This is a genomic window from Nocardioides sp. CF8 (genome assembly GCF_000389985.1).
Taxonomy (GTDB): domain Bacteria; phylum Actinomycetota; class Actinomycetes; order Propionibacteriales; family Nocardioidaceae; genus Nocardioides; species Nocardioides allogilvus.
Genome location: NZ_CM001852.1, coordinates 2,470,983 through 2,486,698, shown reverse-complemented (window position 1 = coordinate 2,486,698; position 15,716 = coordinate 2,470,983). Strand labels below are relative to the sequence as shown.

10 protein-coding genes are annotated in these 15,716 nt (G+C 69.1%); 6 read left to right on the top strand and 4 right to left on the bottom strand.

Features of this window, described 5'->3' with window-relative positions:
• The coding region (locus CF8_RS12085) for a class I adenylate-forming enzyme family protein (protein ID WP_036490876.1) at positions 1-985 on the top strand (985 nt) is incomplete at its 5' end.
• Between the two features lie 68 nt (positions 986-1,053).
• On the opposite strand, the gene rpsA is transcribed toward CF8_RS12085, so the two are convergent.
• Positions 1,054-2,544 carry a 30S ribosomal protein S1 gene (gene rpsA, locus CF8_RS12080; RefSeq protein WP_010833398.1) on the bottom strand — a complete coding sequence of 497 codons (1,491 nt, stop codon included), beginning with the start codon at positions 2,542-2,544 and terminating at the stop codon, positions 1,054-1,056.
• A 442-nt stretch (positions 2,545-2,986) separates the two neighbouring features.
• On the opposite strand from rpsA, the gene CF8_RS23490 reads away from it, so the two are divergent.
• The 3 genes from CF8_RS23490 (at position 2,987) to CF8_RS12065 (ending at position 8,269) form a co-directional block, all read left to right on the top strand.
• Positions 2,987-5,578: an Ig-like domain-containing protein gene (locus CF8_RS23490; protein WP_010833397.1), complete on the top strand. Its 2,592-nt coding sequence runs from the start codon at positions 2,987-2,989 to the stop codon at positions 5,576-5,578.
• A gap of 229 nt (positions 5,579-5,807) precedes the next feature.
• Positions 5,808-7,364: a binary toxin-like calcium binding domain-containing protein gene (locus CF8_RS12070; RefSeq protein WP_010833396.1), complete on the top strand. Its 1,557-nt coding sequence runs from the start codon at positions 5,808-5,810 to the stop codon at positions 7,362-7,364.
• Between the two features lie 92 nt (positions 7,365-7,456).
• Entirely contained in the window at positions 7,457-8,269 is an 813-nt protein-coding gene (locus CF8_RS12065; protein WP_036490873.1) for a class I SAM-dependent methyltransferase, read from the top strand.
• 53 nt (positions 8,270-8,322) lie between these two features.
• On the opposite strand, the gene CF8_RS12060 is transcribed toward CF8_RS12065, so the two are convergent.
• Entirely contained in the window at positions 8,323-10,185 is a 1,863-nt protein-coding gene (locus tag CF8_RS12060) for a hypothetical protein (protein ID WP_198016833.1), read from the bottom strand.
• A gap of 150 nt (positions 10,186-10,335) precedes the next feature.
• On the opposite strand from CF8_RS12060, the gene CF8_RS22570 reads away from it, so the two are divergent.
• Entirely contained in the window at positions 10,336-10,794 is a 459-nt protein-coding gene (locus CF8_RS22570; protein ID WP_198016832.1) for a hypothetical protein, read from the top strand.
• 161 nt (positions 10,795-10,955) lie between these two features.
• Here CF8_RS22570 and CF8_RS12055 read toward each other — a convergent pair whose 3' ends face one another.
• Positions 10,956-11,516: a hypothetical protein gene (locus CF8_RS12055; protein WP_051204208.1), complete on the bottom strand. Its 561-nt coding sequence runs from the start codon at positions 11,514-11,516 to the stop codon at positions 10,956-10,958.
• Between the two features lie 183 nt (positions 11,517-11,699).
• Here CF8_RS12055 and CF8_RS12050 point away from each other — a divergent pair, with 183 nt between their 5' ends.
• Positions 11,700-12,953: a polysaccharide biosynthesis protein gene (locus CF8_RS12050; RefSeq protein WP_051204207.1), complete on the top strand. Its 1,254-nt coding sequence runs from the start codon at positions 11,700-11,702 to the stop codon at positions 12,951-12,953.
• On the opposite strand, the gene polA is transcribed toward CF8_RS12050, so the two are convergent.
• Positions 12,950-15,658, bottom strand: coding sequence for a DNA polymerase I (polA, locus tag CF8_RS12045; protein ID WP_010833391.1), 2,709 nt, complete (start codon positions 15,656-15,658; stop codon positions 12,950-12,952). The genes CF8_RS12050 and polA overlap by 4 nt on opposite strands.
• Between the last annotated feature and the right edge of the window lie 58 nt (positions 15,659-15,716).

Sequence of the window (15,716 nt, the reverse complement as noted above, 5' to 3'; positions counted from 1 at the left end):
CGGCACTCCCAAGGGCGTGTTCTCCGGCCTGCTGACCCGCTCGGACGCCGAGGCCCTCCTCGCCGAGGAACGCGACCTGTGGGGCTTCTCCCCCGACGACGTCAACCTCGTGCTCAGCCCGCTCCACCACTCCGCGCCGCTGCGGTTCGCGATGGGCACGCTGCTCGCCGGCGGCCGGATCGTGGTGCCGGGACGCTTCGACCCCGAGCGGGTCACGGACGGCATCCGCACCGAGCGACCGACCACGATGTTCTGCGTGCCGACCCACCTCCAGCGACTCTTCGCCCACTGGGACGAGTTCGGCACTCCCGACCTGTCGTCGTTCCGGCTCGTCGCGCACGCCGGCGCCCCCTGCCCGGTGGCGGTGAAGCACCGCCTGATCGAGACGTTCCCGGCCGGGTCGACCTGGGAGTTCTACGGGTCCACCGAAGGACAGTTCACCGCCTGCCGGTCCGAGGAGTGGCTCACCCACCCCGGCAGCGTGGGCCGCGCCCGCCCCGGTCGCTCGATCACCGTCGACGACGAGGGCCGGCTCTGGTGCGTGGTGCCTGCGCACGCCCGCTTCACCTACCTCGGCGATCCCCAGAAGACCGCGCAGGCCTGGCGCGAGACCCCCGCCGGTCCGGCCTTCACCGTCGGCGACGTCGGTCGCATCGACGCCGACGGCTACGTCCATCTCGACGGGCGCCGCGACGACCTGGTCATCAGTGGCGGCGTCAACGTCTATCCGCTCGAGGTCGAGAACGCACTGCGCGAGGTGCCCGGCGTCGAGGACGTGGGTGTCTTCGCGATGCCCGATCCCGCCTGGGGCCAGCGCGTCTGCGCCGCGGTCGTGGGTACGGCGACCGAGGCCGACCTGCGCGAGCACGCGGTCGCCGTACTGGCTCCGGCGAAGCGACCGAAGACGTACGTGCACGTGGCCGAGCTGCCGCTCACCGCCACCGGGAAGGTTCGTCGCGACCAGCTGCCCGCACTCCTGGCCTGATCCGCGTCGGAAATGCCGAACGGCCCACCGGCAAGCCGGTGGGCCGTTCGAAGTGGAGCGTCAGACCCTCAGGCCTGGCCGCCCGTGAGCTTCTCGCGAAGCGCCTGGAGCGCCTCGTCCGACGCGAGCGAGCCGCCACCGGTGCCGGTGTCGCCACCGGTCTCGGCGAGGTCGTCGCCACCAGAGGAGTAGGACGTCGCCTCGCTGGCCTCGGCCTCGGCAACCTTCGCCTCGGCCTGCTGCTTGACGTGAGCCTCCCAGCGAGTGTGAGCCTTGGCGTACTGCTCTTCCCAGACGGCGCGCTGGTCGTCGAAGCCCTCGAGCCACTCGCCGGTCTCCGGGTCGAAGCCCTCCGGGTAGACGTAGTTGCCCTGCTCGTCGTAGGTCGCGGTCATGCCGTAGAGGGTCGGGTCGAACTCCTCCACGTCAGCGGCCGTGGCCGTCTCGTTGGCCTGCTTGAGCGACAGCGAGATCCGGCGACGCTCGAGGTCGATGTCGATGATCTTGACCATGACGTCGTCGTTGACCTGGACGACCTGCTCGGGGATCTCCACGTGGCGCTCGGCCAGCTCGGAGATGTGCACGAGGCCCTCGATGCCCTCTTCGACGCGGACGAACGAACCGAAGGGCACCAGCTTGGTGACCTTGCCGGGCACGATCTGACCGATCTGGTGGGTGCGGGCGAAGTGCTGCCACGGGTCTTCCTGGGTGGCCTTGAGCGACAGGGAGACGCGCTCGCGGTCCATGTCCACGTCGAGGACCTCGACGGTGACCTCGTCACCCACGGTGACGACCTCGGACGGGTGGTCGATGTGCTTCCACGACAGCTCGGAGACGTGCACGAGGCCGTCGACGCCGCCGAGGTCCACGAACGCACCGAAGTTGACGATGGAGGAGACGACACCCTTGCGGATCTGACCCTTCTGGAGCTGGGTCAAGAAGCCGTGGCGAACCTCGGACTGGGTCTGCTCGAGCCAGGCACGGCGCGACAGGACCACGTTGTTGCGGTTCTTGTCGAGCTCGATGATCTTGGCCTCGAGGACCTGGCCGACGTAGGGCTGCAGGTCGCGGACGCGACGCATCTCGACCAGCGACGCAGGCAGGAAGCCGCGCAGACCGATGTCGATGATGAGGCCGCCCTTGACGACCTCGATGACGGTGCCCTCGACGACGCCGTCCTCTTCCTTGACCTGCTCGATGGTGCCCCAGGCGCGCTCGTACTGTGCGCGCTTCTTGGACAGGATCAGCCGGCCTTCCTTGTCCTCCTTCTGGAGAACGAGGGCCTCGACCACATCGCCCACGGAAACGACCTCTGAGGGGTCGACGTCGTGCTTGATCGAGAGCTCGCGGGACGGGATGACACCTTCGGTCTTGTAACCGATGTCGAGGAGGACCTCGTCACGGTCGACCTTGACGATGGTGCCTTCGACGATGTCGCCGTCGTTGAAGTACTTGATGGTCGCGTCAATGGCCGCGAGGAAGTCCTCTTCAGAACCGATGTCGTTGATCGCGACCTGGGGCGCGTCGTAATCGGGAAGAGCGGAGATGGTACTCGTCATAAGGGAAGTGATTCCTTGGATGGATAGAAGTCGTTCGGACACGCGCAGAAGCCGGTTTCACCACCGATGAGAGATGACGAGCGAGAGTCCGCTCCGTATGGGACGCAGGCAGACCTCTGGCGCACGCCCGAGACTACGCGGGTGCCGAAGGGCACGTCCAACTGGGAGGCCTCTGGGTCCCGGCTCCTGCCCACAACTCTCACCCCGGGATGGCCAGCGGTCCACCTCGCTGGGTGGGCCGCAGGCCAGATCGGTCTAGACCAGTTCGTCCGATATTCGCCAACACGCGAGATCTGCCCCCGTTCTTGGACGTTTGCCCAGATATTTGCAGTGGACGACTCACGGGACCACCGAGAAGCCGTTCGTTCAATAAGCAGCTCTCATCGGGACGGCTGCACAACCGAGAGGAACCATCGTGGCGAAACCTCGCTTCAGAAGTGTCTTGGCCTCGCTCACGACCCTGGCGCTGGTGCCGGGGCTCGCAGCGGTTTCGCTGGCCGCGCCGGCCGCCGCCGAACAGCTGCCCGCCTCGTACTCCGGCTCCACCCACAGCGACATCGCTGCCATCAGGGAGGTGTCTGTGGCTACGTCGTCCCTGTTGGCCGGCGAGCTCGGCCACTCGAGGACAGCCCTTGACAGCATGGCGTCACCGCGTGTGTATGCGGAGGCGTCCAACCTCCAGGGTGCGATCGCCGGCACCCCGGGTGCAACCCCCGAGTCTGTCGTGGCTCAGGTCGCCGGTCCCGACGCAGGCGATGACGTCCAGACCGGGACGCTCGCTGCCGTACCGCTCGCGCCTCTGCTGGACGCAAGCGTGATGAACGCCGAGGCAGAGGCCCACTGGGCGGGCGACGCCTCATGTCTGCCCGACGGCACGGTCTACACGCACTCCTCGGTCGACCTCACCGAGGGTGCGACGATCGGCGCCCTGGACCTGAGCGGAACAGGAGTCAATCTCGTCGAGCTGGGGGCGTCCTTGACCACCGGCACCACCGAGCGTGTGGGGACCACTCTGGTCTCGACCGCCACCGGCTCCACCGCCCCTGTGGAGGTGCTCCAGGTCAACGGATTCCCGGCCATCACCGCGACCGTGAACGACGCCCTGCTCACGTCGACCTCCGACGGGACCACTGGCACGTCCGTCTACAACGACCCGCTGGTCGAGCTCGCCATCGACAACGACGTCGACGGGGTCGTCGACGAGACCATCAACCTCAATGACGTACCCGGCGGCAGCGAGACGATCGAGATTCCGCTGACGCTCGCGAATGCGACGATCACCCTCACTGCCCACACCATGAACGACCTGGACAGCGACGCGACCGCCGAAGGCGTGGTTGCTTCTGTGCTGTCCATCCAGGTTTCGCTCACAGATGGGGTCACGGGCGCGAGCCTCGCCGCGGCGGACATCGGCGTACTCCCTCTCCACACCACGGCGGTCGCCCCGCTCGGTGGGATCGAGTGCCTCGTCGCCGACACCTCGACCAACGTGACGATCGACTCCCCGGTTGAAGGCTCCACCGTCGACACGTCCACCCCGGCGATCACCGGCACCACCGAGCCCGGCGCCGAAGTCGTCGTGACCGACGCCAATGGTGACGTGGTCTGCACCGCCACCGCCGACATCAACGGCGACTGGTCCTGCACCCCGACCACCGCACTGCCCGAGGGGGAGCAGACCCTCACCGCCACCGCCACCGACGCGGCCGGCAACACCGCCACCGACACGGTCACCTTCACCGTCGACTCACTCGTCGACGGCGGCATCGACATCACCGGACCCGTCGAAGGCTCCACCGTCGACACGGCCACCCCGGCGATCACCGGCACCACCGAGCCCGGCGCCGAAGTCGTCGTGACCGACGCCAATGGTGACGTGGTCTGCACCGCCACCGCCGACATCAACGGCGACTGGTCCTGCACCCCGACCACCGCACTGCCCGAGGGGGAGCAGACCCTCACCGCCACCGCCACCGACGCGGCCGGCAACACCGCCACCGACACGGTCACCTTCACGGTGGCCGCGCCCGACCCCGGCGACACGACCGCTCCGGCGGCCCCGGTGATCACCTCGCCTGCTGACGGCAGCTCGACCGAGGACACCACGCCCACCGTCAGCGGCACGGCCGAGCCCGGCTCGACCGTCACCGTGACCGAGGGCTCGACGGTCATCTGCACCGCCGTGGCCGACGCGGCCGGCAACTGGAGCTGCACCCCGACCACGCCGCTCTCGAACGGCCCGCACACCCTGGGCGCCACCGCCACCGATGCCGCAGGCAACACCTCGCCTGCCGACACGGTGACGTTCACCGTCAACCCGGGCAACCCGGACCGTGACGGCGACGGTCTGCCCAACGGCAACGAGACTCCGGCCGGCACCAACCCCGACGACCCCGACACCGACAACGACGGCCTGACCGACGGCCAGGAGGTCGACCACGACGGCGCCGGTCCGGACAAGGGCACGGGCACCGACCCGCTGAAGGCGGACACCGATGGTGACGGGCTCAAGGACGGTCAGGAAGTGAACACGACCAAGACCGACCCGCTGGATCCCGACACCGACAACGACGGGCTCAAGGACGGTCCCGAGGTCCTCGGCATGACCATCAAGGAGCGCTTCGAGGTCTGTGGCAAGCGGGTCAAGAACAAGATCCGGGTCACGACCAACCCGTTGGTCAAGGACACCGACAAGGACGGGCTGACCGACGGCCGCGAGGTCAAGGGCTACCGGATCAAGCAGGTCGTCGTCGTCACCCGCTCGGGCGACAAGATCACGATCGGCAAGACCCGCTCCAACCCGACCAAGGCCGACACCGACCGCGACCGGATCAAGGACAAGGTCGAGAAGAAGGGGTCGGCGAACAAGAAGTTCAAGCGCCGCAAGACCGACCCGACCAAGTGCGACACCGACCGCGGCGGTGTCAGTGACGGCCGTGAGATCAAGCTCGGATCGGACCCGACCAACATCACGTCGGGCCCGAACGACCTGAAATCGCGGATGGCCAGCAGGGGCTTCCCCCTGGGCGGCTGATCACCGGCTCCTCTCCGCACCAACGCTGGGCGTCGGACCTTGGTCCGGCGCCCAGCGCTCAGTTTCCGCCCATCCCTCGGCCCCTGCTCGTGCAGGCGTGACACCGATCGAGCTCCGTCGTTGGACCGGTGTCGGACGATCATCGGGGTCGTTTGCATCAAGCCCGGGGACCCACCGCGACCGACCAGGGTCGACGAGGCGGTGCCGTCTCCGGACGAAAGGACATCTCATGCGCACGCGTCGTTCCAGCCTCGCCATCTGTTCCAGCCTGTTGCTGGTCCCGGCTCTCGGTGCCGTCGTCAGCACCGCACCGAGCACCGCCGCCCCACCGGACGCCAAGCCACCCGCGTTCACCGCCTCGGCCTTCTCCGACGTGGTGGCCGTCGGCAGCGAGCTGGGGACCGCAGGCTCGCCGGCCAAGCTCGCTGTCGGCCGCTCGAGCGGCGCCGTCGACCCGACCCTGCCGCGCGACAACGTCCGCGCCACCTCGGCCAACCTGGACGCCGAGCTGCTGCTCGGCCGGGTCCCGCTGCCGATCGACCGGGTGACGGCCACCGCCGCCCCGCGCTCGGGGCCCACGAGTCGCAACCTCCTCCCGGTGCCGGCCAACCCGCTCATCACCCCCGGCCTCCTCGTCGGCACCGTGTCGGCCGACTACGGCACCGGATCGAGCTGCCCCGCCGCGGTCAAGGGGATCCGCACCTACTCGGACGCGCTGACGACCCTCGCGTCGGCCGTGGTCGGCGACCTCTCCGCGGTGCCCGGTGCGCCCGCCCACATCGCCTCCATCGGCGCCTCGCGCACTCGCGCGACCACCCAGCTCGTCGACGACAAGATCGGTGGGTCGGACGTCGAGTCCGTGACGACCACCTCAGTGGGTGACGTCTCCCTGTTCGGTGGCCAGGCGGTCGTCAAGGTGACCAGTCCCGTGGTGCTGCGTGCCCACAGCGACGGCACGAAGGGCAAGGTCGCCTACGACTCGCCGCCCACGATCCAGGTGGTGCCGGCTTCGGGGCAGGCCATCGCCGTACCCCTCAACGGGACGCCGGTGTCGATCCCGATCGTGGTCCCGGGCCTCAACACGAGCGTCACCGTGACGGGTTTCAACTTCACCGACCAGAGCGCTGGTGCGCTCGCAGCCGGTAGCTCGCAGGCCCTCCTGCGCGTCGACGTCGACCTGATGGCCGCGACGACGCCGATCGCCGACCTGCAGATCTCGCTCGCCCCCATGTCGGTGCGTGCCACTGCTCCTGCCGGGGGCGTGGAGTGCGACCCCGACGACGACGGTGACGGCGTGTCCAACGAGACCGAGAAGGACCTGGGCACGAAGCCCAACAACCCCGACACCGATGGCGACGGGCTCACCGACGGCCAGGAGGTCAGCGGCATCCGGATCAAGGGCCCCTTCAAGGCCTGCCGCACGCGCACGCGGGGGTCGATCTTCGTGAAGACCAACCCGCTCTCCAAGGACACCGACGGCGACAAGATCAACGACCGCGTCGAGGCCAAGGGCTATCGGATCAAGCAGCGCGTCGTCGTCAAGCGCAACGGCAAGACGGTCAACATCGGCCGTGTCCGCAGCAACCCGGCCAAGGCCGACACCGACCGCGACAAGCTCACCGACGGTGACGAGCGCACGGGCCGTCGCAACAAGAAGTGGAAGCGTCGCAAGACCAGCCCGATGCTGTGCGACACCGACACCGGTGGGACCAGCGACGGCCGCGAGGTGCGCTTCGGGTCCGACCCGACCCGCATCAAGTCCGGGCCTGACGACACCCGCGGCTGACAGCCGAACTGCACGTGTGCCGACGGACCGCCCATCGAACGCCGATGGGCGGTCCTCGCACTTCGCTGCCGAGCAAGGGATACCGTCAGCCCGTGGATCATCTGCCGCAGTCCGTCCGGGTCGAGCGCCGGTCCGTGGACGAGGACGAGTCGCGCAGGGCCAACGGCCCCGACTGGGACCGCTACGCCGACGAGTACCAAGCCACCCACGGGGGCTTCCTCGGCGACGCCGGGTTCGTGTGGGGGCCCGAGGGCCAGACCGAGGCCGACCTGCAGGTCCTCGGCCCGGTGGCCGACCGAGACGTGCTCGAGGTCGGATCGGGTGCCGGACAGTGCTCGCGCTGGGTCCGCACCCACGGCGGGCGAGCCATCGGCCTCGACCTCTCGCACCGCCAGCTCCAGCACAGTCGTCGCCTCGACGAGAACACCGGTGTCCCGGTGCCCTCCGTCCTGGCGACCGCCACCCACCTCCCCTTCGCGGACGACTCCTTCGACATCGTCTTCTGCTCGTTCGGAGCCCTGCAGTTCGTCGCCGACATCGAGCAGGCGCTCGACGAGACCGCCCGCGTGCTGCGCCCAGGCGGCCGGTTCGCCTTCTCCATCACCCACCCGACGCGGTGGATGTTCCCTGACGACCCGGGGGTCGGCGGCCTGACCGCCTCGCAGTCCTACTGGGACCGCACCCCCTACGTCGAGATCGACGACGCGTCCGGCGTCGTGTCGTACGTCGAGCACCACCGCACCCTCGGTGACTGGGTGCGGCTCCTGGCCGCCCGCGGGTTCGTGCTCACCAACCTGGTGGAGCCCGAGTGGCCTGCCGACCACGACCGTGTCTGGGGCGGCTGGTCACGGACGCGAGGGCTGCTCACCCCGGGCACCGCGATCTTCGTGGCTGACCTGGTCTGAGCACACCGAACGGCGGTGCCGCTCACAGAGCGACACCGCCGTCGGTTGATCCGTCAGGCGAAGCGGCGGCGCAGGCCGAGCGCCCCCAGCCCCAAACCGAGGAGCAGCAGACCCGCCGCGCCTCGCTGGATGTTGCGTCCACCCTCACCGTCGTCACCCAGCAGCTCGAACGAGTAGGCCGTCATGCCCGAAGCCTCTTCGGGTGCGCCGTAGGCCATTCGCTCGGTGTCGGCACGCTCGGCACCGGCCCCGATCACGGCGTAGAGCTTGCCGTAGTCCTGAGCTGTCGCCCGACCCGCCTCGATCAGCTGCGACATCCCTTCCGTGGAAAGGCGTGTCGCACCGTCCCGGAGGGCAGGGGCACCGCTGGCCGCCCGGTGCAGACCGTCCGACAGTCGACCCGACCCATCGGCCGCGTCGCCCAGCCCCTCAGACAGCTGGCCGGCTCCAGCGGCGAGCTGACCCGAGCCGTCCTTGGCCTTGCCCGTGCCGTCGGCGAGCTGACCTGCACCGGCGGCGAGCTCGCCCGAGCCCGCGCGCAGCTGGCCGGTGCCGTCCGCCAGCTTGCCCGCACCAGTAGCGAGCTTGCCCGCGCCTGTAGCCAGGAGGCCACTGCCATCAGCGAGCTGACCGGCTCCACCGTCGATCTTGACGAGGCCGTCGGTCAGCGCACCCGAACCGGTGTAGGCCGTTGTCGCCCCGGACGAAAGCTGCAGGACACCCGCCACGGCCTTGGTCAGGCCGATCTTGAGCTGATCGAGTCCACCGCCGACCTTCGCCGTGCCGTCCCGGAGGGCGATCGCGCCAGCCTTCGTCTTCGTGGCACCAGCCTTGGCCGCCGTCAATCCACCCGCGATCTGCCGGGCGCCGGGGATCAGCTTCGTGTCGAGTCCGGCCAGCGCATCGCCAAGACCGACCGAGACCTGCCCGAGCCCTCCCGAAGCCTGCCCGAGGTCGGTCCGACTGGCAGCTACTCCATCGATCAACGCATTGACGGTGCCAGTGCACTGTGGTGCGAGGGTCGGATGCGTGGCGCAGAAGGTCGTGCGCACGCTTTCCAGCCCCATGCGCAGTTCCTCCAATCCGCCGCCCGGCTGCATCGGCCCGTTGGCGGGCGCCAGGGCCAAGTCGAGTCCTGCCTTGATCGCGTCCGTGGCGTTCTGCGCCTTGGCGAGACCGCTCCCGTCGGTCGGGTCGGCGAGCACGCCGGCATCGCCGCGCAGCTGACCGAGCCCACCCGCGAGCTGGGTGGCGCCGCCCTCCAGCACCGTGAGACCGGCCTCCAGGCTGTTCAGCCCGAAGAGCAGAGTGCCGTCCTGCGTCGTGGACCCGAATCCGGCGAGCATCTGGTTCACGCCTGTGCGCAGTGTGTCGACTCCGGCGACGGCCGTCGGCAGACCGGTGCTGTTGTCGGCGAGAGTTCCCAGCCCACCGCTGATCTGCTTCAGCCCGTCCTCGAGCTTCTCGCTTCCCGTGAGCGCCGCGCCCGTGCCCGTGGCAAGCTGGCCTGCGCCGGTGTTGAGCTTCCTGGCACCGGCGTTCAGCTCGCCCGCTCCCGCGGACAGCTTGCCCGCACCGTCGTCCAGCTTGCCCGCACCGACGCGCAGTCGCTGTGCACCGTCAGCCAGCTTCCCGGCGCCCTCGTCAATCTTGCCGAGGCCGCCGTCAAGCTCCAGCGCACCGGACGCCAACCGCGCCGCGCCCGGCGCGGCCTCGCCGGCGAGACCGGCATTGAGCTGGTCCGCGCCGTCGCTGAGCTGGATCAACCCGGCCAGGAGCTCTCCAGCACCATCGCGCAGACGCAGCAGGTTGGTGTCGATCTCCGTCGCGCCATCGGCGAGCTTGACGCCGGTGTCAGATCCCGACTTGTAGCTGTCACCCGCCGTCCGGAACGTGGGGCTCTCGAGCGGGTTCACCGGGAGCGCGGAGATGGAGGCGCCCGGCACGACACCATCAGTGACGTTGGCTGTGTAGCCGAACGACACCTCGTCGGAGCCGAGGGGCGGGAACAGAGTCATCGTGAACGAGAGGCGAGTGCCGCCCTTGCCGTCGCCAGCCATGTTGGCTTGCCCCGAGGTCACCTCGGTGAAGTTCGCGGGAGCGACGGTGCTCAACGAACCCACCATCGGAATCGGCACTTCGGCGGTCTCGGTGACGGTGCCACCCTTGCCGTCCGGGTAGCTGATCTCCTGTGGGCTGGACGTCACGTTGCGGACCGTGTACTCGACCTCCAGTGCACCGTCAGCGCCCACGAGGTTGTCAGGGTCGATCCGTTCGCCGTCGAGGCGATACTCCACCGACACTTGAAGGGGAAGGTCACCGTCGTAGTCACTGACGGAGCGAAGGCGCTCGACTCCGTCGACATCGACGCTGACCTGCTGGAGCCCATCCTCGACGTCGTAGCCCGAGAATCCATCGAGGTTACGGAGACCGGATTCCTCGATCGGGTTCAGAACATCGACGCTGCCTTGGCCAGTCAACGTGAGCTGCTCATAGACGCGCTGGCTCTGGATCTGACCATGTGAGTCGAGGTAGACCTGCACGGTCTCGGTGTTGACCACTTCGACGTCACCATCGGCCGCGAAGGCAGCAGGTGCGGATGAGAGCGTCATCAACGCGAGGGTCGTCAGTCCTGCGACCACGGCGCCCGCTCGTCGGGGCCCGGCTCCGCCGTACATGTTCGCGCTCACTTTGCGATCTCCATCGTGTCGTCGATCCGGGTCCGGCTCTCGTCTTCTGCGTCGCGGGTCGGCGGCGAAGGCTCAGCTGTGTCCGACAGCCAGGCAGTCACGAGGAATCCCACAGCTACGCACAGCCCCAGAGCCGTGCCGGTGCTGATCGACGTGTCGAGGACCTGTGGCGGTGCTGCGGCGTACGTGAACTCGTATGCACCGGCAAAGCTGCCCGCGCCCAGAAGGGCTGCCCACAATGGGAGCCGCCCAGCGCTCAGAGCGACGAGGCCGACACACAGGAGAACAGCCAGGAAAGCCGCCCCAGCACGCCCCGTCGAGGTGTCCGGCATCAGGCCGGCGCGAACCAGATATGACACTAGGCCCGCGACGAAGCCGAGCGCGTAAGCGCCCAGGCGCCGGGGCGGGGTGGCGTCCGGCACCAGCGCGACGATGGCGCCTGCCGTCATCCCGAGCAGGGCGACCGCCTCGAGTTCGAGGTCGAATGTCTCCCCCACGATGATCGTGAGGCCGGTTGATGCAGCCAGCAACACCCCGGCAAACAAAGTTTTGCGCATGCGAATAACAGTCCTCCCAGTGCCGTGGCCTCCCTGACCACGTGATCACCCCAGACGGGCGATCGCACGAATATACCCTTCAGTAGCTATGCGCACGCAATGTTTGTGTCAGTGACCTTGACCGGCCGCGCACGCCGCATGACAACTCGGAGCGAAGCACCATCTAGGCTCGCCCGCGTGGGAATGAGAGTCGCGGTCGAACGCATCGCCAACAGCAGCTCCGGCATCGCGGTGTCGATGGCGATCATGAACGTCGCGACCTACGGCTTCGTGCTGCTCGGCTCCGACCTGCTCGGCACCGAGACGTACGGCGCCGTCGCGGCCTCGCTCAACGTGCTGCTCGTCATCAGCGTCGGCGCGCTCGGGCTGCAGGCGACCGCCGCTCGACGCATCTCCGCGGACCCGCAGCACGTCGCCCAGATCGAGCACTCGATCCTGCGCGTCACCTACCGCGCCGCCGCCGCACTCGGCGTCATCATGCTCGTGCTGAGCCCGGCCATCCAGCGCCTGCTCAACCTCGACCACATCGGCGTCGCCCTGCTCATCGCGCTCTCGACCGTGCCGCTGACGATCGTGGGCGGCTTCGCCGGGATCCTGCAGGGCGAGCGGCGCTGGGCGGCGCTCGGCCTGCTCTACATAGCCTCCGGCGTCCCCCGGCTGGTGATCGGCACCGCCTTCATCGCCTGGCGTCCGACGGAGCTCTGGGCCCTGGCCGGGATCGCCATCAGCTTCTGGGCACCCGTGCTGGTCGGCTGGTGGGCGCTGCGCAACAGGCGCCACCCGAGCGACGAGGCCGCCGGGCACACCGGCATGGCCATGCTCAAGGAGAGCATCAGCAACGGCCAGGCACTGTTCGCGTTCTTCGCGCTCAGCAGCGTCGACATCGTCGTGGCACGCAACGTCTTGTCCAACCACGAGTCCGGGCTCTACGCCGGCGGGCTCATCCTCGCGAAGGCGATGCTGTTCCTGCCGCAGTTCGTGGTGATCGTCGCCTTCCCGACGATGGCCACCGGCAGCGGGCGCCGCAAGGCCCTGGTCGTGAGCCTGTCCCTCGTCGCCGCGCTCGGCACGGTCGGCACGCTCGCCGCCTGGCTGCTCTCGGGCATCGCCATCCGCTTCGCCGGCGGCGTGAAGTATGCCGAGGTCGAGCCCCGCCTGTGGATCTTCGCCATCCTCGGCACGCTGCTCTCGATGATCCAGCTGCTCGTCTACTCGGTGCTCGCCCGCCAGGGCAAGCGCTCGGTCTACGTCGTGTGGCTGGCCCTGGTGACCCTGGTCGCGGTCGGCCTGACGACCGAGACCGTGCTCGGCCTGGTGACGACCGTCGTGCTGGTCGACGTCGCGCTGCTGCTCGTCCTGATGGGAGTCAGCGCGTGGTTCCTGCGCGACGGCGCGCCCGCCCCCGCGGAACCCGCCACCACGACGCTCCAGTCCTAGTGCGCGGCGTCGTGCCAGCTGCGGCCGGTCCCGACGGACACGTCGAGCGGCACGGCGAGGTCGGCCGCCTGGCCCATCTGCTCGCGCACGAGCGTGGCCAGCGCGTCGCTCTCCCCCGGCGCCACCTCGAACACGAGCTCGTCGTGGACCTGCAACAGCATCCGTGACGACAGGCCCTGCTCGAGGATCGCCCTCTCCACGTTCAGCATGGCGACCTTGATCAGGTCGGCTGCCGAGCCCTGGATCGGCGCGTTGAGCGCCATCCGCTCAGCCGTCTCACGCCGCATCCGGTTGTCGCTGGTGAGGTCGGGCAGATAGCGGCGCCGGCCCAGGATCGTCTCGGTGAAGCCGGATCGGCGCGCCTCGTCGACGATCCCGCCGAGGTAGTCGCGGATGCCGCCGAAGGTCTCGAAGTACTCGTCCATGAGCCCGCGGGCCTCGGACGGCTCGATGCGCAGCTGCTGCGAGAGCCCGAACGCCGACAGGCCGTACGCCAGGCCGTAGTTCATCGCCTTGATCTTGGCGCGCTCCTCGGTGCCGACCGCGTCGGCGTCCATGTCGAACACCCGCGCGGCCGTGATCGAGTGGAAGTCGTGACCGGAGCGGAACGCCTCGATCAGCAGTGCGTCCTCGGAGAGGTGGGCCATGATCCGCATCTCGACCTGGCTGTAGTCGGCCGTCATCAGGGACTCGTAGCCGTCGCCGACCACGAACCCCTCGCGGATGCGACGACCGGCCTCGGTGCGGATCGGGATGTTCTGCAGGTTGGGGTCGGTGCTCGACAGGCGCCCGGTGGCGGCGATGATCTGGTTGTACGTCGTGTGGATCCGCCCGTCGGAGGCGACTGTCTTGAGCAGCCCCTCGACGGTCTGGCGCAGCCGGATGACGTCGCGGTGGCGCAGCAGGTGTTGCAGGAACGGGTGCTCGGTCTTCTCGTAGAGCGACTGCAGCGCGTCGGCGTCGGTGGTGTAGCCGGTCTTGGTGCGCTTGGTCTTCGGCATGTCGAGCTCGTCGAAGAGCACCACCTGCAGCTGCTTGGGCGAGCCGAGGTTGATCTCCTTGCCGATGACGTCGTAGGCGTCGGCGGCGGCCGCCTTGACCTGGTCGCCGAATTCCGACTCGAGCCCCTCGAGGTAGTCGGTGTCGACCGCGATGCCGGTCTGCTCCATCCGCACCAGCGTGGAGACGAGCGGCAGCTCGACGTCGGCCAGCAGCGTGGTGCCGCCGTGCTCCTCGACCGTGTCGTCGAGGGCATCGGCCAGGTCGAGGATCGCGCGCGCCGTCAGCATCGCGACGTCGCTGGCGCCGGTGTCGTCCAGGGTGTCGAAGCTCAATTGGTCGGCATCGCCGGTGTCCTGGCGCAGCTCGCGCTTGAGGTAGCGCAGCGTCAGGTCCGCGAGGTCGTAGGACCGCTGGTCAGGCTGGACGAGGTAGGCCGCGAGCGCAGTGTCGACGGCCAGCCCGCGCAGCTCCCAGCCGCGCGCCGCGAGGGCGAGCGTGGGGCCCTTGGCGTCGTGCATGACCTTGGGCAGGGCCGCGTCGGCCAGCCAGCCGGCCAGCGCTGCGTCGTCCTCGGGCGAGATCTCGGTGACATCGATCCAGGCCCCGGCACTGGCACCGGCGGCCAGGGCGACCGAGACGACCTCGCCCGTGCCGGCCCGCCAGCTGCCTTGTACGGCGACGCCGACCCGCTTCCCGTCGCTGGCGTGCTCCGCCAGCCACGCGGCAACGCCACCGGACGCCAGCCGCTGACCGTCGAGCTCGAAGCCGGACTCGTCGATCTCGTCGCCGGCGGCCGGGTCGATGGTGTCCATCAGCCGCGTGCGCAGCTCGCCGCGGAACTCCAGCTCGTCGAGCAGCTCGAGCGCAGCCGTGCGGTCCCACGGCTGGCGGACGGTCTCGCCGGGGCGCACCGGCAGGGTCAGGTCGCGGATCAGCGCGTTGAGGTGACGGTTGCGGATCACGTCGCCGAGGTGGGCGCGCAGCGCCTCGCCCTTCTTGCCGGTGATCTCGTCGGCGCGGGCGATCACGTTGTCGAGCCCGTCGAACTGGTTGATCCACTTCGCGGCATAGCCCTGGCCGACGCCGGGCACGCCCGGCAGGTTGTCGGACGTCTCCCCCACGATGGCCGCGAGCTCGGGATAGCGGTAGGGCGGGACGCCGTACTTGTCCTCGACGTAGTTGGGGGTGAGCCGGGCGAGGTCGCTGACCCCGCGCATGGGGTAGAGCACCGTGGAGTTCTCGGTGACGAGCTGGATGGAGTCGCGGTCACCGGTGAGGATCAGGACCTCCATGCCCTCGGCGAGAGCCTGGGTGGCGAGGGTGGCGATGATGTCGTCGGCCTCGTAGCCCTCGAGCTCGAGGTGCTGGATGCGCAGCGAGTCGAGGACCCGCTGGATCAGCGGCAGCTGGCTGCTGAACTCGCCGGGGGTCTTGTTGCGCTTTGCCTTGTATTCCGGGTATTCCTCGAGCCGGAACGTCTGGCGCGACTTGTCGAACGCCACGGCGACGTGGGTCGGCACCTCGTCGCGCAGCACGTTGACCAGCATCGAGGTGAAGCCGTAGACGGCGTTGGTGTGCTGGCCCGAGGCTGTCGAGAAGTTCTCCACCGGCAGCGCGAAGAACGCGCGGTAGGCCAGCGAGTGACCGTCGAGGAGGAGCAGGCGGGCTGGAGTCGTGGTGGGGGCGGCGCTCGTGTCGGACACGACGCGACTCTATCCGCCGGCACCGACGACGCCGAGCGACCGGGGGTCGGCCACAATG

Coding starts and splice junctions, on each gene's coding strand:
- CF8_RS12055 (WP_051204208.1), bottom strand. CDS start 11,516: ATGCGCAAAACTTTGTTTGCCGGGGTGTTGCTGGCTGCATCAACCGGC.
- CF8_RS12070 (WP_010833396.1), top strand. CDS start 5,808: ATGCGCACGCGTCGTTCCAGCCTCGCCATCTGTTCCAGCCTGTTGCTG.
- CF8_RS12050 (WP_051204207.1), top strand. CDS start 11,700: ATGAGAGTCGCGGTCGAACGCATCGCCAACAGCAGCTCCGGCATCGCG.
- rpsA (WP_010833398.1), bottom strand. CDS start 2,544: ATGACGAGTACCATCTCCGCTCTTCCCGATTACGACGCGCCCCAGGTC.